We start from the raw sequence: 23,051 nt of genomic DNA on the forward strand, positions 1-23,051 counted from the left end.
TTTCCATCGTTCAGAAAGCGTTTTCAATTATTATGAAAAATTTTTCTCACACACTCTTTATATAAAAAGTATATAAGAATCAAAACACTATTCTTTTCGATTTAATTTAAAACAAATATTACGAGATAATTGCAGTTTTGTCAATAATTATACACAATTAAATCAAGCATTATAAAGCCGATTAAACCTATAAACTTACATATTAATGGGTGTCTTTTTTAAAATAGAGATGAGTGTGAAAATAAAAATTGTAGGAGGATGAAATATGGAACTATCGCAGTTTGAAAGCTATTTAAATATTGATTCTTCTCGTTATAACAATATTGATAAAGCCTCGCTAGATTATTATATGGAACGTTATATGATGACTGTTCCGTTTGAAAATATTAACGTTCAAAATCAAGTTCCTATCTCTGTTAATATTAATGATTTATTGGACAAAGTTATAAACCAACATCGCGGTGGGTTCTGTTATGAAATGAACCACTTGTTCGGAACGTACTTAGAGAAAAAAGGTTTTGATGTCCATCGAGCTTCTGGAACAGTTCATACTCCAGATGGCGGTGTTGCTTTAGAAGGCTCACATATGTCTTTATACACAATTTTAAATGATACTTATTATGTGACAGACGTTGGGTTTGGTGACTTACCTCTACATGCAATCTCGATTTCACATCCGTCTCAACCAGTGAGTATTTCTGATATCAATGGAGAATTTCGCGCAATTTTTGACAAAGAAGACTGCTATCATGTTCAAAAATTGAAAAATAATAAATGGACTACTCTATATCACGCCTACTTAGAGCGTCAATCAATTCAAGATTTCAGCGATAAAATCATTTATAACGAGAGTAATCCAAACTCTATCTTTGTTAAGCAGCTATTAATCACACAACCACAGTCATTTGGACGTGCGACGATGACACATCAAAGTCTTACGTTAACTTCACAAAGTTCTAAAGAAAAATGTGAGGTATCGTCCGACAATTATAAGTATTTTCTAAAGAAATATTTTAATCTTAATATCACGATTGATAGACTTGAACAGTAGTAATATTTTAGTGTACCTGGGGTATGTATTAAGTAATGAGGTGAATTCCATGTCACAAATTGAAATCATAGGCGCTAGACAAAATAATTTAAAAAATATCGATGTTAATATACCGAAACATCAATTAATTGTATTTACAGGGCGGTCAGGCTCAGGTAAGTCTTCACTAGTATTTAATACCATTGCTGCTGAATCTGAACGTCTATTAAATGAAACATACTCAAGTTATGTTCAACATCAACTCACACAATATGAAAAACCAGACGTCGATCAAATCAATCACCTTCCCGTTGCAATGATTATTAATCAGAAACGCCTAGGTGGTAATTCACGTTCGACGGTAGGAACTATTTCTGATATTTATGCTTCTGTGAGATTGTTATGGTCAAGAATAGGAGAACCTTTTGTTGGTTATTCTGATATTTTCTCATTTAATAATCCGAAAGGTATGTGTGAAACATGTTCAGGATTAGGTTATGTTGAAGACATTGATTTAAATGAGTTACTTGATTTTGATAAATCGCTCAATGAAGATGCCATTAAATTCCCGTCGTTTAGACCCGATAGTTGGCGAGGTAAAAGATATCTTTATACAGGTCTATTTGATAATGATAAAAAGTTAAAAGATTATACAAAAGAAGAATTGGATACTTTTTTATATACAGAACCTACAAAGTTGAAGAATCCGCCATCAAATTGGCCTAGAACAGCTAAATTTGAAGGTCTAATTCATCGTTTCAGACGCTCTTTCTTACTAAATGATAACTTTGAGAAGAAACGCTTCAAAGCTGATATTGATCGAGTCGTTACTAAGCATGATTGCCCTTCATGTCATGGTAAAAGGCTTAATGATAAAGTGTTGAGTTGTAAAATCAATGGCTTAAACATTGCTGAATTTACAGATTTACCCATTGATGAGGCTGTTCATTTTCTAGAAAAAATAGATTCAAACACAGCAAAAGTGATTATCGAACCTTTAAAACAACAACTACAAGCATTAAGCTATATAGGTTTGAATTACCTAACGTTATCTCGTGAAACGACAACGCTTTCCGGTGGCGAATCTCAACGGATAAAACTTATTCGCCATTTAAATAGTCCATTAAGTGATTTAGTTTACATCATCGATGAACCGAGTGTAGGACTTCACCCAGAAGATATTCAGAGAATTAATGACATGATTGAATCACTTAAACAAAAAGGTAATACGGTGATCGTTGTTGAACACGACCCTGATGTTATTCAAACGGCTGACCACATTATTGATATAGGTCCGAATGCAGGCAAAGATGGTGGAGAGATTATGTTTGAAGGAAGTTATCAAGACCTTCTCACATCTCAGACGAGCACAGGTCAAGCTTTAAACAGAACACATCAACTTAAAGACCATCCTAGAGCAACTCATGACATGTTTAATATTGAGAATATTTCACGTAACAATTTAAATCATATTTCAACTCAATTACCAAAACATGCGATGACCGTAGTTACTGGTGTGGCTGGCTCAGGTAAGAGTTCCCTTATCTCAGCAGCCTTTGAACAAGAGCAACGTGCTATCTTCATCGATCAGAAACCGCCTCACGCATCGAATCGCTCTAATTTACTCACATACTTAGATATCTTCGATGAGGTAAGAAGTTTCTTTAGTCAACATACTGGTATGAAGAAAAGTATGTTTAGCTATAATTCTGAGGGCGCTTGCCCTGAATGTAATGGTAAAGGCGTACTTAAGACCGAACTCGCATTTATGCCAGACTTTTCTCAAGTGTGTGAGATGTGTGGTGGCACAAGATATCGCCCTGAAGTATTACAGGCGAAGGTAGAGGGATATTCTATCGCAGATATACTTGCCCTTACTGTAAGTGAAGCCATCTCTCAATTTGAAGGTCAAGACAGTATCACTCGTCCGCTTCAAGCGTTGGCTAACACAGGACTTCAATATATGACATTAGGACAATCTTTAGATACATTGTCAGGCGGTGAAATTCAACGCGTTAAACTAAGTCGCTATTTAACTGAAGATGTACACGATTATATTTTTATTTTTGATGAACCAACGACGGGGCTTCATGAAGATGATTTACCTGTACTGATTGATTGCTTCAATCATTTAATTGACGATCATAACACGGTTATTCTTATCGAACATAATTTAACGATGATGACACAAGCTGACTGGTTTATCGATATAGGCCCTTATGCTGGAGATAAAGGTGGACAACTATTGTATAGTGGTCAGCCTGCGGGACTTTTAAATATTAAAAATTCAGTAACCGCTAAACACTTAAAAAGATATATCCTTTAACTGAAAAAGCTCGGCGATGATTTATCATCTAATCAACGTCGAGCTAAAATTTTATTCTATATCTAAATTTTTCAAATTTACTATTGTTTAATATATTGTCGTTCATCAAGTGAACATTTTTATAATGATGTATTCCTTCTGCACTTGAGTAAAATATTAATTTTAAAAAAACCTGTGAAATATGTGGTCAAAGGGACGATTCGCCTTGTTTGAATCTACTGGATATATTATTCTAAAAGTAGTTATACATATATTTATTAAATACTTATAAATATTAAAACTTTCACCGATACATTTTTTAAAAATCCACAAAAAAAGCAAAATACCAATCGATAACGATCAGCATTTTGCTTTACACACGCAATAACTAGAGATACTTGACTACATTAATACACAAAAATTTAGGGATACAGCAATTAAGCTGTTTAAGTGATTTTGAGAAAAATAAAAAAGTATACTCTAATTACCACACAAAACATACTAACCCACAAAGCCCAATTAAATGAGTTAGTATGGCTTACATAGTAATACCATTGCTTTGAACATGTTAATTAAATTATTATTACAAAAGTTATTATACCAACTTAAATTCAAACAATGTATATCCAAATTAAGCTATCTGATACTTATGTGACATTTAATCAAAAATGTCTCTTTTTAGAGGTGTATAATGAAGAGTAAAGATTTGCGTGTAGAAAAAACAGAAAAAGCTCTATTAGATGCTTTATTTGAAACTTTAAGAACAAAAGAGTTCAATCAAATAACAGTGCAAGATTTGTGCGATAAAGCTCTCGTAAGACGTTCAACGTTTTACCGACGTTTTGATGATAAATACGATTTGCTTAAGTTATTAATACGAAAATTAATTTTCAGAGTAAGAGAGAAGCATTTCTCAACATTAAACCCTGAGAATCCTAGAGCTCATTTCGAAAAGGTCATTCACGAATCATTACAATATCTATATAATCATAAGTCTATTGTTCAAAATGTATTAACATTAGCGCTTTATGATGAAGTGACCGATATTATATTCAAACAATTATATGAAGGGATGAAAGCACAAATACAGTTTGAAATACAGCACGGCGTTGAGTTCGATGTCGATATAGAAATACTTGCTGAATTTATAACCGGGGGAATATTGAGAACAATGTATGCTTGGATTCAAGATGGTCAAGAACGTTCGATCAATGAGTTAACTAAAGAAATGGTGACCCTACTTGATGGCGTGCATAACTATCATACTAAAGGTGAAAATTAAGAGGAAATCATGATGAATAATTATGTTCGTCATGATTCCCTCTCGATTAAATGCTTTCCCATAAAAGCCAAGTGAATACTGACTTGATCATTTAAAATCTCCTTCTTATATTTTAACAACCCTTCTCTAATTACGAATAAATATTTGTATAACTAAATTATATATTTTGTTATCACATATAATAGTAGTAAACTATAACTATACTTTAGTTAATTAATAAGTCAGAGACTTTAACTAACAATAATTATACATCGGCTTCAATTTTATTGAGTAGCCAAAATACAAAAAATGTCGCTTAAGTCACACAGATTTTGAAGTGTCCGATTAATGAGGTGAACAATAATGAATAGCAATGATTTACGTGTTAAGAAGACACAACGTGCTCTAATGGATTCATTTTTAGAATTACTTAAAACTAAAAATTTTAGTCAGATTACAGTTCAAGATTTGTGTGATCGTGCTATGGTACGACGCTCTACTTTTTATCGTCACTATAGTGATAAATACGATTTATTAAACCAAGTCTTAGCCAACTTTTCCAATAGTTTGCATGAATCTCATTCAGAGAGTTTATTAGTCAAACAGCCTAAATCATATTTTGAAAATATCGTTAGAGATACGCTTTATTTTTTAATTGAAAATCGAGAAACGATTCAAAGTATCTTTACTATATCGTATTATGATGAAGTGACACGTATCGTCTATACGCAACTTTATAAAGGTGTAGAGAGACAAGTTAATTTCGACATAAGGCACGGTATACGTTTCACTATTGATTTAGAAGTTTATAAAGAATTTATAGCAGGTGGTATATTACGTATCATTTATGCTTGGCTTAAAGAAGGTCAAGAACGATCTGTTGATGAGTTAACTATAGAGGTAGTTAAAATAATCAATGGTATCAGAGAAACAAATATAAAGAAGTTCTAAACTATATTCATAAAAGAGAGGGATTGAAAACACATCTATATAAAGATAGTTTTGCAATCCCTCATCTATTTATCAAGAATGATTATGAATCTTCAGAAGAAACTATAATAGAGGTTTCAATCATTAATGTCTAGCCATCCAAGGTCTTCCTTGTATGGCTTTTTTACGTCTAGTTTTGGGTGAATTTGTTTTAGGAACAACCCGAGGTTCATGCCCTCTTTCAATACGTTTCTTTAACTTGCTATCCTTTTATTAAGTTTAAAAGGCATTAAAGACACGTATTGCTATTTTCATTATAGTGCGGACACTATGCGTAATCATGTTGAACGTTCATCGAGTGTCTTATAGTCAATGCACCACACTTTTGGCAATCATAAGTAATAAATAAAATATAGCGCTTTTGTAGATCAATAAAAAAGTTATCGCATTATTCAATGCGATAACCATCCAAATAAGCCACTACTTTTCTTTTCAGCTTTTACCGATGGATAAGAAGCGCCATCTAGAAAATGTCGTTGATAGTGAACGTAAGCATTCCCTTTATCATTAATCGCAATATACCATTTTTTATGTTTAGGTACGACGTCATATAAGTCTTTTTTTACTGTGTATTTTTTGCCATCAATTTGATGTTCACCTTTAGATAACACCTTTTTATATTCATATTGCTTCCGATAATATTTCATCATATCATTCGCAATTTCATTACGATTTAATTTAGCTGTTTCACTAGGATATGGTGTAACATCTAAAATCGTCTCATTTAATCTCAAACCATGTTGCTTATTGGTTAAAGCTAAACTATATCCGGAATCACTCGTACCAGTCTTGAGTCCGTCAGTCCCTTTATAATATTTCGGCTGACCTTTCAAAGATAAATTCGTAGATTCAAATGATTGTCCTTTTTGTGTATCTGATTTATTTTGTGTGGTTTTAAGTATTTCAGGGTGCTCTTTGATCATGTGATACATCATGATATTCATATCTTTAGACGTACTGGAAGTCTTCCCTTGTTTCTTATACTTTTGAGGTGCGCTAGATCCTAACAACTCAGTATCTGCTCCAGCTGGACTTGTAAAGTGTGTGTCTTTCATGTGAAATGTTTTAGCCTGCTGATTCATTTTATCTGTAAAAGTAGAAGTCGAACCTGATACCTTTTCGCCTAGAATTAAAGCAGCAGCATTACTTGAAGCTAAAGCTGTTTGGCTCAATATATCTTTAACAGTATATGTTTGTCCTGCTTTTAACGGTACCGAAGAAAGGTTAGACTTTTGAGATAATTGCGCTTGTTTAGATGTGATTTTTATTTTATCTTTCATATGTATTTTTCCTGATTTAACTGCATCCAATGTTAAATACATTGTCATCATTTTAGTTAAAGAGGCAGGATCTACTTTTTTATTTTCGTTGTAATTGTATAAAATTTGACCTTGTTTTGTAGTGAGCGTGAGTGATTGAGGTTCATATTGAGTTGAAATATTAGCATTTTCTTCTTTATTGACTAGAGGTGTGAGCTTTTCTACTGCATAACTTTGAGAAGTTAAAAGTAATGATGTTAATCCTATCGTGCCTGTTATATATAGTATTCTTCGAAACATCGTATCACCTGATTTCATTTTTCTAATATTCTTGTTAGTTTATGTACTTTACATATACTTATATCAAGTTTTACTCAACTTTTCAAAAATACCGAATACACGCGCATATGTAAAACAGGCTAGGACATAACGTTAATGTCTTAGCCTGTTTACTTGTTATGAGTAATTATCTGAATGAAATTATGAAAGTAAATAATTCGCATAACTTCATCTTATTAACGAATATTTATTCTTGTTGATAATCTTTATTCCCTTTAAAGTAACTGCGATCTTGTTTATCATAAACCTTCTCAGGATTCATAAAAGGCTTTAATTTATCTTTAAAATCGTATAAGTTCAGACCATCTACTGCAACTCTATCTTGATATACATTATCTGGTTCAACATCGGTAAAGTTATTAGGTCCTACTCCAGCCAAATATTTAAAGTGACCTTCTTTAATCAGATAGTTATATGCTGGCGTATCTCTATCTTGTGCACCATGGGGGAAAATAAATAAATCAGTTTTACCTATAATTGGTGTCACTTCTTTCTCCCAACGTTTTGTATCTTTAACAATTCCTTCATAAGATGATTGTTCAAAATTAATATGTCCATATGAATGACTGGCAAATGTCCAACCATCTCTTTTCATAGCATCAGCTACTTCTGTTGCTTTAGCTTTACGGTCCTTATAATGCTTACTATCTGTTTCATTTGTACGATATCCTAAAACGCCATTATATCCTGTTAATGCAACTACACCTTTTTGTCCATTTAAAGAGAAATCAGGGTGTTTTTTAACAAAGTCATTTAATATTGGAACGATATCATCGTCTTTAGAATGTGTTACTTTGCCATTCTTTTGCTTCGTTTCTGATACAACATGTTTGTTTTTATCTAAAACTAATCTGTCGGCATACCCTTTTCCACGCATGTACTCATAATAGTTCATGTCGTCGATAGATAGTATTAATGGTTTTTTACCTTTAGGTAATTTTAACTTCTTCTTATTTATCGTTTTTGCTTTTAAATCATAAGCATCGTGTGGATCAATTAAAATATAATTTCTTTTATGTAACTCTTCTAGAGATTTTTTAAATTCGTTAGCTGTAATCATCCAGTCGTTATTACCTTTGGCTTCTTGTGGGCTCCCCGAAAATGCCACTTTAGCGTCAGTAATAAGTGGATGATAAAAGATATGGTATATTTCACCATCGTATGTTTGCCAATCTTTAGTCATTTTTGATTGATGACTTGCATACATATTTTCATTTTCACTATCTTCAGTGTGAGAATCTTTCTGTTTTGAGCATCCTTCTAAAATGAATACCATCAACACAATAGAAACAAAAAATAAATATAAAGTCTTTCTCATTATCTTATCCCTCAAATTAATATCATCATACAATAATCAATATAACATTAATGGGGTGTACAATATTATTAAATATATCTTAATTTTATTTTGATTTAATGTTAATATAAAAAACTATCGCTTTATATTCACTTTAAGAGTTCAAACGAATAATGAGTTTAAACATATATCTATGTATCAGGCTGACTAAACAATGATTTGAATACGCATAAAAAAAGAGCGAGATAAAAATTATCTCACTCAATAACGTAAATATTTACAAAGGAACATTTAACTGTTGCTTAAAATAACAACGATCCCCATCATTTATAATATTATTCCACGTATCATTTAATTCATATCCTAAACGTTCGGCAAGCTTAATAGAAGATTCATTGACTTGATTCGTTCGTATAAGTTTTGGTGTTACTGCATCAAATTGTTTCATCCATCGTGATATCATTTCGATTGCTTCAGTAGCTAATCCTTCACCTGTATATTTTGGAAAAAGTCTATAATACAAGTTTAAGAATAATTGATAATTAATGGTGCGGTATTCAAAACCACTCATCCCTACTAATTCTCCAGTATCTTTGGCTATTAACATAAAGTATCCAAAGTCATTTTCTTCCCAATGTCTTCTCCAACCTTTTATAAATCCTTTAGTAATATCTTTGTTCTCGTGTATACCTTTAGGAGTGTATTTTGTTGATTCATTATTCGTATGTAGTTGGAAAAGCGCATCAAGATGCTCAATATCTGGTTTTAATAAGTAAAGTCTATCGGTTTCTAACATATACTCACCACCTCAATTTGTTTATTACTGACTTTTTAGCATATACCCTTTTTTCTACCTTTTATTTAAAACTAGTCATAAATTCAACGTTGAGCTAGCATGCAGGATGTCTTACCTCAGACAAACCTAAGCCTCACACCCTCACCTACAAATGTATGACTTAATGAGAAATTTTTAGCTAACTCATTTACACATTAAAACTCTATGCGACGACATAGCCACGCTCGTTAAACTATCTCGTATAGTGTTTTATTTTATTTAGATCTATTTAATTTAAAAAAATTTATGATTTTAGTTTTTATTTTCCTAAAAATAGGGAATATATTTATAATGAAAATTTACAAATCGAAGGTTGATGAAGGATGATTACTTATACACTCAGCAATTACTTTGATACGAGATGGAAAACGATGTATGACGATGGGAATCCCTATTTATACATACGTAAATCGTACCCTAACCCCTTTATTAAAGGATTAGACATTATTATTCCTCAAGCAGGAATATATACCTCTTATGTCGTTAGGGATTTAGAGAAAAATGTAATATTTACTTCTAAATGTATTCCAAATTTTAGAAACTTTAGAGAGATTCATTGTAATTACAGAGGTACTCATATTGAGATGAAAGAGTTCACATTGGTGAACAAACCGGTTAAATTCACTTATGATAATGAAGATTATTTTATTAAAAAGACGAGCCCAGAAACATGTACTATTACGAATTATGAGAATGAAAAACTATCTCATTGGGCTAAAAATGAAGGACAAGTGAGCTTCCATATTTTAGATGAAAGTAGTAAACCAATAGAAGAGTTATTAATCATACTCTCTCATGCATTAATGAATAAAATTTGAGGCTGTGCATAAATGATTGTCGCAGTCTTATTTTTTAATATATATGCTGTAGATGGTTGTACTGAAAATGTGCTTATATCAAGCTTCTTTCAATTCTAGCCCTTCTTGCTGACGGGGCTCCAACTTATGGTAGCCATCTTCTCATTTATTAGGAGTAGGACATATGATTAAATTCAAGTTCTACTCCTAATTTGTGTCTAATCAATGAGCATATTATGTCTAAATTATTACAAAATGGAATAGGTATTATTGAAAATATGTATTTTTGTTATAGATTGTTAGCAATTATAATAAGACTCAGCGCAATAATTTAATTATTTTTGCACGAGTTCTGTTTTAAGAAAGGTGAGCAAAAAATGGCTAACAATGAGTCAAAAAACATAGTTATTATTGGCGCTGGTGTCTTAAGTACGACATTCGGTTCTATGATTAAAGAATTAGAACCTAATTGGAACATCAAACTCTATGAACGTTTAGATCGTCCAGGTATTGAAAGTTCTAACGAAAGAAACAATGCCGGTACTGGACATGCTGCGTTATGCGAACTGAACTATACAGTTCAACAACCGGATGGTTCAATTGATATAGAAAAAGCGAAAGAAATCAATGAACAATTTGAGATTTCTAAGCAATTCTGGGGACACCTTGTGAAAAGTGGCAACATTGATAACCCTAGAGAATTTATTAATCCACTTCCTCACATTAGTTTCGTAAGAGGTAAGAATAACGTTGAATTCTTAAAAGACCGTTACGAAGCGATGCGTAACTTCCCTATGTTTGACAACATCGAATATACGGAAGATATCGAAGAAATGAGAAAATGGATGCCATTGATGATGAAAGGTCGTACTGGCAATGAAATCATGGCAGCTAGCAAAATTGACGAAGGTACCGATGTTAACTATGGTGAGTTAACACGTAAAATGGCTAAAAATATTGAGCAACATCCTAATGCCGATGTTCAATATAATCATGAAGTCATTGATTTCAACCGACGTCAAGACGGCATCTGGGAAGTGAAAGTAAGAAACCGTAACAATGGTTCAGAGGAAACTGTATTCGCGGATTACGTCTTTATAGGTGCTGGTGGTGGCGCTATTCCACTATTACAAAAAACTGGTATCCCTGAAAGCAAACACCTTGGTGGATTCCCTATTAGCGGTCAGTTCTTAATTTGTACTAACCCTGAAGTCATTAATGAACACGACGTTAAAGTATATGGTAAAGAACCACCAGGCACACCACCAATGACTGTACCTCATCTTGATACGCGTTATATTGATGGTGAAAGAACATTATTATTTGGTCCGTTTGCGAATATCGGTCCTAAATTCTTAAAAAATGGTTCTAACTTAGATTTATTTAAATCTGTAAAACCATACAACATTACAACACTACTTGCATCTGCAGTTAAAAATTTACCTTTAATCAAGTATTCAATCGACCAAGTATTGATGACAAAAGAAGGTTGTATGAACCACTTACGCACGTTCTACCCTGAAGCTCGTGACGAAGATTGGCAATTATACACTGCAGGTAAACGTGTTCAAGTTATCAAAGATACGCCTGAGCACGGTAAAGGATTCATTCAATTCGGTACAGAAGTTGTGAACTCTGAAGATCACTCAGTTATTGCATTATTAGGAGAATCACCAGGAGCATCAACTTCAGTTTCTGTAGCGTTAGAAGTTCTAGAACGAAACTTCGCTGACTACGAAAATGAATGGAAACCTAAATTACAAAATATGATTCCTTCATATGGTCAATCACTTATAAATGATGTTCAATTAATGAGAGAAACTCGTAAACAAACATCAAAAGATTTAGAATTAAATTATTATGAATCTAAATAATTAACCCTTTCCCTGTAAAATATAAAATATTAAAGTCCTTACTTGGGGCTCTCCCCTGACCCCAAAACCCTTAATAAATATTGTAAAAGTTAGAAGTAACAAAAAGTTGAAACTAAATTAACCTTATTTCCCCTACCCCCTTCAAAGAGAGCCACTTTGAAGGGGGTTTTTATGTATAGTTTGATAATCACTAGTTATACACACTCATTCTTTTACTATCTATAAAATTATTTTTTATAAAAATAAACTGAGACAGATGAACTATCTCAGTTTCACATAATAAAAAGTTAAAATTAATACATATTATTCACTTGGCGTAAAGAGTTCCGCTTCATTATCTGGAGGATAATAAAATCCATTTGGAACGGTTTGTAATTCAATGAGACTTCCCCATGGTGTTTTAACATATACTGTTTGATTCCCTTCGGTGTCTTCATATCTCGTATTACTATGAGGCTCAGAAATAAGTTCTCCACCGGCTGATCTTACTTTGGCTACAGCCACTTCAAAGTCATCTACATAAAACGATAAATGTGTATAACCAATATCTTGAAGTGCTTCAGGTTTTCGTTGCTTTGCATTTTGGAATTCAAACATCTCAATATTTGGACCATTCCCAAATACCATCATCCGTTTATGTACGATTTGAGCACCTTTACTCATGCCCAATATTTTTTCTACATCTTTACCACCACGTGGTTTCTCATCTTTTCTTTGACTATCATAGGCAATCTTTCCGTCTAAACCCTTTTTGAAGAATTCAGTGGCTTCCTCTATATCCGGTACAGTTAAACCAATATGATTGATACCTCTTGAGATATCTTTCATATTTCTTCACCTCTTTAGAAATTGTTTATCACAACGAATATTCCCTAGATAATAAAGTTTTACACATCTCTTTTTATAAAAATAACAGCTAACAATGACTCAAAATGGGTAAATGTTTAATAGAAGTTATTTTTCAAAAATGAGTATATTGAGAACTTATTGATTGCAACTTGAGCAAACGATGTTATAATAATTATATCAGGTATAATTATTATACTTAAAAACTTATGAAAAAGGGGTAATGTAATCATGACTCAATTCACATTTGATCAAGCACATAGTGATATTCAATTCCAAATCAAACATTTAATGGTATCTAAAGTGAAAGGTACTTTCTCCCAATATGATATTCAATTAGATGGAGATATTAACGACTTAAGTTCACTTAAAGCAACTGCAACTATCATTCCAAGCTCAGTCGACACGCAAAATGAAGATAGAGATAATCACTTGAAATCTGGTGACTTCTTCGCAACAGATGAAAACGACAAATGGACATTTGAAACAAAAGAAATTTCAGAGAACAAAGTAACGGGCGATTTAACTATTAAAGGTGAAACACACGAAGAAACTTTCGATGTTGAATTTAATGGTATTAGTAAAAATCCAATGAACGGTTCACAAGTAACAGGATTTATTGTTACAGGTACAATTGACCGTGAAAAATATGGCATGAGCTTCAACCAAGCATTAGAAACTGGTGGCGTAATGTTAGGTAAAGAAGTAAAATTTGAAGCATCAGCTGAATTCAGTTTAGAAGATTAACAAAATGAACATATCCATCATTTTATCTCTTAAATAGTAAAACACAATTATAAATGAGTTAAACCCCTCACTATCATCGCTTATAGTGAGGGGTTGTTTATTGAAAGGCTATCACCCGACTTCTTATTTATATCTTTAATCATTAACTTGTTCTTAAAAATTTGCATCTATTGAAACTGATAACTTTGATGACCTTTTGCAAATCCATTGACCGTATAAATCATTGAACCGCCTTCAGAGTTATTCTCAATATCATTTGTACAAATTAACAATTGATTTGTACCTGGAATAAATTGTGGATGCGTTGAACGTAGCATTTTACCTTCATCACGGCCTGGCATTAGGATCTGACCAATTGGGTAACCCTTTTTATTAAAGACTAAGACACGACCTTGACCATACATTGCCACATAAAGGTTATCATCACTATCGATACAACATGAATCTGGCCCTTCATGACCTGTGAAGTAATATGGAATCGTTGCGCCAAATGGTGCAATAGTCACACCATCTTCTTCTAATTCAATACGATGAAGACGATTTGTAGTTGTTTCAGTCACCCACAATACGCGTTCATCAGTACTTAATGCGACACCGTTTGCAACTGAGATATTCTGTATCACTGGTGTAATTGTCTTGAAGTCTGGTGATACATAATAAACACCGCCTAGAGGATTTGTTGAGTATCCTCTGAAATCAGTGAAGTAGAAACCACCCTTACTATCAAATACCATATCGTCAATACAGTATTCTGTGCTTAATTCAGAAACAATTTCTTCAAATTGTTCGCCTTCTTCAGTAGTTGAGAAAATACCACCTGTCGTCTTAAAGTCGCCTAAATAACATATAAATAAACGTCCATCTTTATGAACTTTAATAGCTGCTGGATTCGCTTTTTCAGACACGAATGGTCGAGTCACTTCTTTGGTAGATGTATTCACTTTAAAAATATTACCTTCAAAGACATCTAATAAGAATAAATTGCCTTCGCGATTGAAATTTAAGCCTTCTAATTGTAATCCTCTATCCGAAATTTTAACCCAAGGTTCTGCAGTCACTGTTTGCAACTCATTTTCAGACACTATTGGTGCAACACTTGCCGATTTCCCTGTATATTTTAAAGTTGGTAAATCTTGAATAGCCATCGTCTAATCCCCTCTTTCTCTCATTTAAACTTTGATACCATTTTATAAGAACTCAACTTAATTGTCATTAGAGCGGTATTATAACGGTTATTTTTATATTTTATTTTCTTAAAAAATGTCGCGATATTTGATTGCATTTTCAAAAAATATCAACTTTAATAATGATTTATAAGCTAGCATATTGAAACTATTTATCATTTTGGTACAATGTTATAATGGAAAAAATGTAAACAGTATTAATATCAGACTTTAGACAAGCCCTTTTACCACTCATCAACGTTTTATGCATTTCGACTTCTCGATTGAGAAGGATTTTCTAACAGTTTGTTTATGTCATGTTAGTTTGTCTACAAAATAATATTTATAAATCATCGCCCCATATATAGAGAAGAAATAAAAGAGGAGAATGTAAGAATGGATTATAGAGTACTTTTATACTATAAATACGTAACAATTGATGACCCAGAAACATTTGCGTCAGAGCACTTAGAATTCTGTAAAGAAAATAATTTAAAAGGTAGAATCTTAGTTTCTACAGAAGGCATTAATGGTACTTTATCTGGTACAAAAGAAGACACAGATAAATATATCGAACATATGCATGCGGATGAACGTTTCGCTGATTTAACATTCAAAATTGATGAAGCTGAAGGTCATGCATTCAAGAAAATGCACGTTCGACCTAGAACAGAAATCGTTGCTTTAGGTTTAGAAGATGATGTAGATCCACGCGTAACTACAGGTAAATATTATTCACCTAAAGAATTTAAAGAAGCTTTAGAAGATAAAGATACTGTTATTTTAGATGCACGTAACGACTACGAATTCGACTTAGGACACTTCCGTGGTGCAATTCGTCCTGATATTACACGTTTCCGTGATTTACCAGATTGGATTCGCAACAATAAAGATCAATTAGATGGTAAAAATATCGTGACATATTGTACTGGTGGTATCCGTTGTGAGAAATTCTCTGGCTGGTTAGTTAAAGAAGGCTTCGAAAATGTAGGCCAACTACATGGCGGCATTGCGACTTACGGTAAAGACCCTGAAACTAAGGGTGAATACTGGGATGGTAAAATGTACGTTTTCGATGAACGTATAAGTGTAGATGTTAACCAAGTTGAGAAAACAGTTATTGGTAAAGAGCATTTCGATGGTACACCATGTGAACGTTACATCAACTGTGCTAACCCAGAATGTAATAAACAAATCCTTGTATCTGAAGAAAATGAAGAAAAATACTTAGGCGCATGCTCATACGACTGTGCGAAACATGAACGTAATCGTTATGTTGCAAAACATGATATCAGTAATGAAGAATGGAATCGTCGCCTAGAGAACTTTAAAGACGTTCCTGAGCATGCCCACGCTTAAGTCATCATTGAAGTGTTTATATGCCAACTTCGCTATCCTTACATAGGTGTAGCGGAGTTGTTTTTATGTGAAAAATCATTTTAAAATGGAACTAAATGATTGAATTTGAGAGTGAGGCGTTGAGTTTGAAAATATTAGTAACTGCGTTTGATGCATTTGATGGCGAATCCACAAATCCTGCTTTAGAAGCCGTACATCGTCTTGATACGCACATCGGCGAACATGTCATCACTAAATTAGAAATTCCCACCGTCTTTCATGAATCTAAAAACGTAATCTGTAAAGCGTTAAAAGAAGACACTTATGACGTTGTTCTAGCAATTGGTCAAGCTGGAGGTCGTTTCGAAATTACACCTGAGCGCGTAGGGATAAACATTGATGATGCTCGTATTCCAGATAATAAAGGCAACCAACCTATTGATAAAGTAATAAAAGAAGACGGCGCGCCGGCTTATTTCTCAAATTTACCTGTTAAAAAAATGGTAGAAGCTATTAAAAGAGCAGGAGTACCTGCCAGATTATCAAATACTGCGGGTACGTTTGTATGTAATCATATATTATATCAACTAGGTTATTTAGCAGATATGTCTTATCCAGACTTACTGTTTGGTTTTATTCATGTACCTTACATTCCAGAACAAGTTACTGATAAACCTGAGAAACCATCAATGTCTATCGATACAATCACGAAAGGATTAACCTCTGCTATCAAGGCGATATCACGAGAAGAAGATATTAAAGTTGCTATGGGTGAGACGCACTAATTGTATTTATGATATTAAAATAAGCGATGAATGCCTATTTTTATGATGGCCTTCATCGCTATTTACATTTTAGATTATCTTTAAGCGGTAGGTACGTTCCACTCTACAACCAAGCCTGAATAGGCTAAGCCCCCACCAAAATCAAACTACTCATGGTACTAATTTTCACCCATCCTATATAATTGGGGAGCCAGTAGTATCTGGATTAAATGGATTCAGAATACTGTGCGATACATGAACATTCGCGAAAGAATGCAAAATTAATATAAATAATAAATGATTCTTTTCATATAACTCACTTTTCCCCTCAACATATGCATAGTCACCATTTTGTTTCCAACTTGCGATTTCTTTATCTTGTTTAAAATCTTTTATCACTGTATATTTATTCACGTCTGAATGAATATTGAGGATTCTACCATCAAATTTCAATATTCCATAAGTTTCTCCACGACCATTACTTTGCTTATCAAATAAAACTTGTGATTCCCCGTTATTTGAAACATATGTAACATCAAAACGCTTTTGCGCCATTATCGTTTTTACTTTGACACTCGCTTTTACATCACCATTATGATCATAAATTACGAATCGATTAAATTTAAAACCTAATGTAAAAAAACTAACCAACCGTTGAAAAATATTATTAAATTTTTTCTGAATGGTACCGACTATTTTTCCAGAATCATCTTTAATATCAGAACTTTTCGTTGAGAAACGATTTCTCTTAAAGTATTTATACATCATTTCACCTATATTCCTTTTGTTTACTTTTATAATAAACAAAGTCTACATATGAATTCAAATAGCTTCGTTATTATATGCGTAGTCATTTTTAAAAGCGGGTAGACACATGTTGCAAGCAATTTTTTTAGAAATCACTTGAAAGGGTGTATAAAATGACTAAAACTGTTTATGACGTTATAGACTTTGGTGTAAGTTATATTAGAGATGTTTATGATAAATGGGATGTTATGAAAGTATTAGATAAAGATGACAGTGTCTTCCCAAATACACTACATTGGCAATATGGTCACGTACTAACTGTGTTTGAAGAAGCACTCGCAATGGGTAATCAAGAAGTTATTGATGTTGATAAATATAGTAAATTGTTCGGAACTGGAACTAAGCCATCAGATTGGGGATATGATGAAGTTCCTTCAATCGAAAGCATTTTAAATGACATTAAAACGTTACCTGAAAGAGCTACACATTTAACTGATAAAGAGCTCAAAAAAGAAATTGACCAGCCTATCGCAGGTTGTAAAACATTAGAAGAACTTTTAGTGCTTAATGCATTACACATCCCATTACATGCAGGTAAAATTGAAGAAATGACTCGTGTTTTAAAAGCTGAACAATAATGGTATTCATCCGATAGCTAAATAATTAAGCTATCGGATTTTTTGATTTTCACAAGTATAGTGATTTTATTGATAATCTTTCTCATTAATATTCTTTTAGGTCTGTACATCTCATTTACAGAAGACTATGATTGAAATGTAAAAAGTTTAATTTGAGATAGAAAGAAGGAAAGTGACGATGGAGAATACGGTTAAATATCGTAAATTCATACTTCCAATTGTTGTAGGATTGATTATTTGGGCACTCACCCCTTTTAAACCTGATGCTTTAAATGACCAAGCTTGGTATATGTTTGCAATTTTTGTGGCTACAATTATCGCATGTATCACGCAACCTATGACAATCGGTGCTGTATCTATCATTGGCTTTACGATTATGGTACTCGTTGGCATCATGGATACAAAATCAGCTGTTGAAGGTTTTGGTAATAGTAGTATCTGGCTTATCGCTATGGCCTTTTTCATTTCAAGAGGGTTTGTTAAAACAGGACTCGGCCGACGTATTGCGCTTCAATTCGTAAAATTATTTGGTAAGAAGACGCTAGGTCTTGCTTATTCCCTTGTAGGTGTAGATTTAATTTTAGCACCAGCAACACCTAGTAACACTGCTCGTGCAGGTGGAATAATGTTCCCTATCATTAAATCTCTCTCAGAATCATTTGGTTCAACACCTAAAGACGGCACTGAGAGAAAGATGGGTGCATTTTTAATATTTACAGAGTTCCAAGGTAACCTTATTACGGCAGCTATGTTCTTAACTGCAATGGCAGGTAACCCTATCGCTCAAAGTTTAGCTGAGAAGACCGCTCATGTTCATATTACCTGGATGAATTGGTTTGTTGCAGCTATCGTTCCTGGTCTTATTTCACTAATAGTTGTCCCATTCATTATTTATAAAATGTACCCTCCAACTGTTAAAGAAACACCTAACGCTAAAAAGTGGGCTACTGATCAATTAGAAGAAATGGGCAAAATTTCATTAGCTGAGAAATTTATGATTGGGATTTTTATCGTAGCGTTAATACTTTGGATAACTGGTAGCTTTATCAATATTGATGCGACGTTAACAGCCTTTATCGCGTTATCTCTTCTCTTACTTACAGGCGTATTAAATTGGAAAGATATATTAAATGAAACAGGTGCCTGGAATACACTTGTTTGGTTCTCGGTACTCGTATTAATGGCAGATCAATTAAATAAATTAGGATTTATTCCTTGGTTAAGTAAACTCATCGCACATAGTTTAGGTGGCTTTAGTTGGCCAATCGTGTTAGTTTTACTCATTCTATTTTTCTTCTACTCACACTATTTATTTGCGAGTGCAACTGCACATGTCAGTGCCATGTATGCCGCGTTACTTGGCGTTGCAGTAGCAGCTGGTGCGCCACCGTTATTCAGTGCATTGATGTTAGGTTTCTTCGGTAATTTACTAGCCTCAACTACGCACTATAGTAGTGGTCCAGCACCAATTCTTTATGCTTCTGGCTATGTATCACAGAAACGTTGGTGGCTTATGAACCTTGTACTCGGTATCGTTTACTTTATTATTTGGATTGGATTAGGTTCATTATGGATGAAATTAATTGGAATGATGTAATTTTTGAACATGATAAAAAAGAATCGCTCAAATGAGCGATTCTTTTCTTATTTAATATACTTTTTAACGAAGCGTTTATTTCGCAATTGGATTTCTCTTAATATTCATATATTGCGAAATACTATATAGAATAATTCCAATCCATATAAATATAAATGTAATTAATTGATGGACATCAAACTTTTCTTTAAAGACGAAAATGCCGAGAATAAACATAATTGTTGGTCCTACATACTGAATAAAACCTGTAAGTGATAATGGTATACGTTTCGCTCCTGCTGAGAACAATATTAGTGGGATTGCTGTTACTGCCCCTGAGAAGACAAGCCAAAATGACGACATATTAAATCCAAACGTCATGTGATGTTGTTGCCATAAGTAGATAACATAAATTATTCCCGCTGGCGCAGTGACAATACATTCTATCGCTATACTGCTAATCGCATCGATATGTACAATCTTTTTAAGGAGTCCATACAAACCAAATGATAAGGCGAGCATGATAGATACGAATGGAAATTCCCCTATTTTAATAGTCATATAGAGTACACCGATTAATGCAAAGATGATGGCTAACCATTCAAATTTGTTAAATCTCTCTTTTAAGAAAATGAGCGCTAGCACGATACTGACAAGTGGATTAATATAATAACCTAAACTTGATTGAAGTACATGCCCATTTGTTACTGCCCAAATAAAAGTTCCCCAATTTATCGTGATTACATATCCCGCTACAATAATTGCTACAAGTTGTACAGGATGTGTAAATAATTGATTCACATCTCTAAGGAACGCCTCTCGTTGTTTGCGCCCTACTACAAGCAGAAGAATCATAAATATCATTGAGAAAATAATTCTAAAAGCAAGAATTTCAAATGCACCAATATGATCTATAAGTTCCCAATAAATAGGGAGTATCCCCCATAAAACGTAAGCACCTAACGCAAAAAATATTCCCTTTTTATACTCAGATGTCATTAGAAGCCCCCTCACTTTATGTAAAATAAAAAATGAGCGTTATTTCAGCTCATTTTATAGTATGCTTATTTAGTTTACTAATTCTTTACTATGAATGATACAAATCTGTTTAAAGATATTTGGTAAAAAATGAATTTTAATTAATAACGCATGAGATTTGGATTCAAAAAAATGATTATCCCCCAAAGAATAAGTCTATGAAGTCACTTGCACGGTTAGCACTTTCTTTGTAAAACTCGGTATAACCACAATTCGTACATGTGATTGTTTTAAAGTTATTGTGCTGAACATCAAACATTTTCGATAAACCTGATCCTGTAGCAGATAGTGTTCCTTCTTCTATTTCCGTATGACCACACTTCACGCAACCTTTTTCTTCAGTCATTTTTATTCCCCCTTAATTCTCTTATTAATTAACCTATTACACATTGAAAGGTTTATGAAACACTATTCTTCATAGGGACTGTATGAATTAGTTTTTTTAGCGACTTTTTACTTTCTTAGGTACATTTTTATAGGTCCATTTACGCCACAACGCTTCAAGAGGGCCTTGACGATAACGTTTAAGCCACCAATGTGTCACTAACATACTTATTATGAGGATAGGTAGCGCAATACAGATTGATTGAATTGGTGTTGGATGATTATATGGGAACACAAATCTTATAAAGAAATATAGTAATAACATTTGAGCCATAAAATTCGTAAACGCTGTTTTACCTAACTTTTCAAAAGGTACTAAAAGACGTTGAACACTCTCTTTATCAGTAATGAATAATAGTATTATGAAGTAAATGAGCGTTTGGAATGGTGTGACTAAGTCTTCTATATTCATCCATGATAAATTAGAACCAATATACTTTATTCCGATTAAAACAATAATAGCTGCTAAGCAAATAAGGAATGTATTTAAGAAAAACTTACGATGGTGCTTAAATCTATAAATCATACCACTTTGTGACATGTACATCCCAAATAGCATCACTGCCATTGCATCAATTAAATATAAGTTGGAATTCGTATCTACAAATGTCATGATATTGATGCTTAATAGTGTAAGAATTGAAATCCATAAATTATAGCGTGCTTGAGGTAACAAGAATAACCACATGATGACAGCGCCACATATTGCATATTCTGCGTATGGTAATGATAAAATCATACCAAAGATACCTACAACAAATAGAAAGAGTAAACGTCTAAACATCAGCTTTAACGGTGAAAGTGATTTTTTACGCGCATTATTCATAAATATGCCCATTCCGATACCAAATAATAAAGTAAACAACATAATAAAACGTCCATCTATAAATAGTGAGAAAAATTGTTTAATCATATAATCTAGACTTGTAAAATGAGGTTTCTTTTCATCTTCGAAAATGGGCAATACTTCTGAAACATTTGCAAAAAGAACGACTGAAATCGCTATGCCTCGAATAATATCTAACTCAACTATACGCTTCTTATCCATAACATAACCTCCTTATCTTTATGATAGGAGGCTGAAAAATTTCGTGCATTTACCTAATCTTACATTTTGCAGTTAGTTTCTTTCATAGATGAAAGGTTTGTTCAAAGTGCGTCTAAACAAGAGTAATATTAATACATCATTGTAATAAGGATAAGACAATATTGTCCCATCCTTTTGACTCTCGTTATATTATTAGACAACCCTCTGTCTTAATTTGAAAGTGCAATTTTAATGTGTTCTAGATGATGACGCTCATGCCATGATAATTTAGCCAATAAGAATGCTACGGTTAAGTCATCTGTTCCCTCTAAATTAACTTTCCTTTCAAGGTCCGAGTTTGATACGTTTTCACCAATAGCAACAACACGTTGATTTAGGGCATCTAGTAATTGTATAGAAATTTCGATAGGTAAACTTGAGTCTGCTAAATCCACCCACTGATTTTGGTCAAACTCAGGTGCTGATGGGTGTTCCTCAGTTAAAGCTAACTTTAAGCGGCTAAATAATTGCATTTGAGAGTCTGCAATATGATGTACAAGTTGTCTGACTGTCCAACTACCTTCTCGATATTTTTTAGTTAGTTGCTCATCTGATAGGTCATCAACAACATTTTTTAGTTGATCAATATATGTTTCTACTTCACTCATCCATTGTTTCACATCAACTAAAGTTACTTTGTTCGGTAACTCTAATTCTCCTATAGGAAATCTAACATCCATATCCTCCACCCCTTTTCATAATTACACATCTAGTATAAGGAATAATTTGAGCGAAA

Annotated in this window: 21 protein-coding genes; 11 read left to right on the forward strand and 10 right to left on the reverse strand. The window is 33.2% G+C overall.

Annotation, left to right across the window (positions count from 1 at the left end):
- Positions 1-265: 265 nt before the first annotated feature.
- The 4 genes from HMPREF3154_RS01915 (at position 266) to HMPREF3154_RS01930 (ending at position 5,547) form a co-directional block, all read left to right on the forward strand.
- On the forward strand, positions 266-1,051 hold the full coding sequence (locus tag HMPREF3154_RS01915; RefSeq protein WP_070474261.1) for an arylamine N-acetyltransferase: 786 nt from the start codon (positions 266-268) through the stop codon (positions 1,049-1,051).
- Between the two features lie 49 nt (positions 1,052-1,100).
- Positions 1,101-3,356, forward strand: a complete 2,256-nt coding sequence (locus HMPREF3154_RS01920; protein ID WP_030058872.1) for an ATP-binding cassette domain-containing protein — start codon at positions 1,101-1,103, stop codon at positions 3,354-3,356.
- A 670-nt stretch (positions 3,357-4,026) separates the two neighbouring features.
- Positions 4,027-4,617 carry a TetR/AcrR family transcriptional regulator gene (locus HMPREF3154_RS01925; RefSeq protein ID WP_016898499.1) on the forward strand — a complete coding sequence of 197 codons (591 nt, stop codon included), beginning with the start codon at positions 4,027-4,029 and terminating at the stop codon, positions 4,615-4,617.
- A 342-nt stretch (positions 4,618-4,959) separates the two neighbouring features.
- Positions 4,960-5,547: a TetR/AcrR family transcriptional regulator gene (locus HMPREF3154_RS01930; protein WP_002435036.1), complete on the forward strand. Its 588-nt coding sequence runs from the start codon at positions 4,960-4,962 to the stop codon at positions 5,545-5,547.
- Positions 5,548-5,978: 431 nt separating this feature from the next.
- On the opposite strand, the gene pbp4 is transcribed toward HMPREF3154_RS01930, so the two are convergent.
- The 3 genes from pbp4 to HMPREF3154_RS01945 form a co-directional block, all read right to left on the reverse strand.
- Positions 5,979-7,145 carry a penicillin-binding protein PBP4 gene (gene pbp4, locus HMPREF3154_RS01935; RefSeq protein WP_070474264.1) on the reverse strand — a complete coding sequence of 389 codons (1,167 nt, stop codon included), beginning with the start codon at positions 7,143-7,145 and terminating at the stop codon, positions 5,979-5,981.
- A 226-nt stretch (positions 7,146-7,371) separates the two neighbouring features.
- Entirely contained in the window at positions 7,372-8,505 is a 1,134-nt protein-coding gene (locus tag HMPREF3154_RS01940) for a polysaccharide deacetylase family protein (protein ID WP_030058868.1), read from the reverse strand.
- Positions 8,506-8,758: 253 nt separating this feature from the next.
- Positions 8,759-9,277 carry a GNAT family N-acetyltransferase gene (locus tag HMPREF3154_RS01945; RefSeq protein WP_023350937.1) on the reverse strand — a complete coding sequence of 173 codons (519 nt, stop codon included), beginning with the start codon at positions 9,275-9,277 and terminating at the stop codon, positions 8,759-8,761.
- A gap of 362 nt (positions 9,278-9,639) precedes the next feature.
- On the opposite strand from HMPREF3154_RS01945, the gene HMPREF3154_RS01950 reads away from it, so the two are divergent.
- Both HMPREF3154_RS01950 and lqo read left to right on the forward strand, forming a co-directional pair.
- Positions 9,640-10,134 (forward strand): tubby C-terminal domain-like protein, encoded by a 495-nt coding sequence (locus HMPREF3154_RS01950; RefSeq protein ID WP_023350936.1) that lies wholly within the window; start codon positions 9,640-9,642, stop codon positions 10,132-10,134.
- Positions 10,135-10,454: 320 nt separating this feature from the next.
- Positions 10,455-11,987, forward strand: coding sequence for an L-lactate dehydrogenase (quinone) (lqo, locus tag HMPREF3154_RS01955; RefSeq protein ID WP_227489934.1), 1,533 nt, complete (start codon positions 10,455-10,457; stop codon positions 11,985-11,987).
- A gap of 303 nt (positions 11,988-12,290) precedes the next feature.
- Here lqo and HMPREF3154_RS01960 read toward each other — a convergent pair whose 3' ends face one another.
- Positions 12,291-12,815: a VOC family protein gene (locus HMPREF3154_RS01960; RefSeq protein WP_002434905.1), complete on the reverse strand. Its 525-nt coding sequence runs from the start codon at positions 12,813-12,815 to the stop codon at positions 12,291-12,293.
- Positions 12,816-13,064: 249 nt separating this feature from the next.
- On the opposite strand from HMPREF3154_RS01960, the gene HMPREF3154_RS01965 reads away from it, so the two are divergent.
- Positions 13,065-13,580 (forward strand): YceI family protein, encoded by a 516-nt coding sequence (locus HMPREF3154_RS01965; RefSeq protein WP_030058860.1) that lies wholly within the window; start codon positions 13,065-13,067, stop codon positions 13,578-13,580.
- A 167-nt stretch (positions 13,581-13,747) separates the two neighbouring features.
- On the opposite strand, the gene HMPREF3154_RS01970 is transcribed toward HMPREF3154_RS01965, so the two are convergent.
- Positions 13,748-14,725 carry an SMP-30/gluconolactonase/LRE family protein gene (locus HMPREF3154_RS01970; RefSeq protein ID WP_030058858.1) on the reverse strand — a complete coding sequence of 326 codons (978 nt, stop codon included), beginning with the start codon at positions 14,723-14,725 and terminating at the stop codon, positions 13,748-13,750.
- A 414-nt stretch (positions 14,726-15,139) separates the two neighbouring features.
- Here HMPREF3154_RS01970 and HMPREF3154_RS01975 point away from each other — a divergent pair, with 414 nt between their 5' ends.
- Both HMPREF3154_RS01975 and pcp read left to right on the forward strand, forming a co-directional pair.
- Entirely contained in the window at positions 15,140-16,102 is a 963-nt protein-coding gene (locus HMPREF3154_RS01975; protein WP_030058856.1) for an oxygen-dependent tRNA uridine(34) hydroxylase TrhO, read from the forward strand.
- 125 nt (positions 16,103-16,227) lie between these two features.
- Positions 16,228-16,866, forward strand: a complete 639-nt coding sequence (gene pcp / locus HMPREF3154_RS01980; RefSeq protein ID WP_030058854.1) for a pyroglutamyl-peptidase I — start codon at positions 16,228-16,230, stop codon at positions 16,864-16,866.
- A 174-nt stretch (positions 16,867-17,040) separates the two neighbouring features.
- Here pcp and HMPREF3154_RS01985 read toward each other — a convergent pair whose 3' ends face one another.
- A complete protein-coding gene (locus HMPREF3154_RS01985) occupies positions 17,041-17,610 on the reverse strand; it encodes a tubby C-terminal domain-like protein (RefSeq protein WP_070474266.1) in 570 nt (189 codons plus the stop codon).
- 155 nt (positions 17,611-17,765) lie between these two features.
- Between HMPREF3154_RS01985 and HMPREF3154_RS01990 the strand changes: the two genes are divergently transcribed.
- Complete coding sequence (locus HMPREF3154_RS01990; protein ID WP_030058850.1) at positions 17,766-18,230, forward strand: bacillithiol transferase BstA; 465 nt, start codon at positions 17,766-17,768, stop codon at positions 18,228-18,230.
- Between the two features lie 178 nt (positions 18,231-18,408).
- Positions 18,409-19,827 carry an anion permease gene (locus HMPREF3154_RS01995; protein ID WP_030058848.1) on the forward strand — a complete coding sequence of 473 codons (1,419 nt, stop codon included), beginning with the start codon at positions 18,409-18,411 and terminating at the stop codon, positions 19,825-19,827.
- Between the two features lie 75 nt (positions 19,828-19,902).
- Here the strand turns inward: HMPREF3154_RS01995 and rarD are convergent, their stop codons facing one another.
- The 4 genes from rarD to HMPREF3154_RS02015 form a co-directional block, all read right to left on the reverse strand.
- Complete coding sequence (rarD, locus tag HMPREF3154_RS02000) at positions 19,903-20,805, reverse strand: EamA family transporter RarD (RefSeq protein ID WP_030058846.1); 903 nt, start codon at positions 20,803-20,805, stop codon at positions 19,903-19,905.
- Between the two features lie 175 nt (positions 20,806-20,980).
- Entirely contained in the window at positions 20,981-21,190 is a 210-nt protein-coding gene (locus HMPREF3154_RS02005) for a zinc ribbon domain-containing protein (RefSeq protein ID WP_002434976.1), read from the reverse strand.
- 96 nt (positions 21,191-21,286) lie between these two features.
- Positions 21,287-22,276: a DUF418 domain-containing protein gene (locus HMPREF3154_RS02010; RefSeq protein ID WP_030058843.1), complete on the reverse strand. Its 990-nt coding sequence runs from the start codon at positions 22,274-22,276 to the stop codon at positions 21,287-21,289.
- A 209-nt stretch (positions 22,277-22,485) separates the two neighbouring features.
- Positions 22,486-22,995, reverse strand: coding sequence for a YfiT family bacillithiol transferase (locus HMPREF3154_RS02015; RefSeq protein ID WP_030058842.1), 510 nt, complete (start codon positions 22,993-22,995; stop codon positions 22,486-22,488).
- Between the last annotated feature and the right edge of the window lie 56 nt (positions 22,996-23,051).

The organism is Staphylococcus sp. HMSC06C11, assembly GCF_001808345.1.
GTDB classification, from domain to species: Bacteria; Bacillota; Bacilli; order Staphylococcales; family Staphylococcaceae; genus Staphylococcus; species Staphylococcus capitis.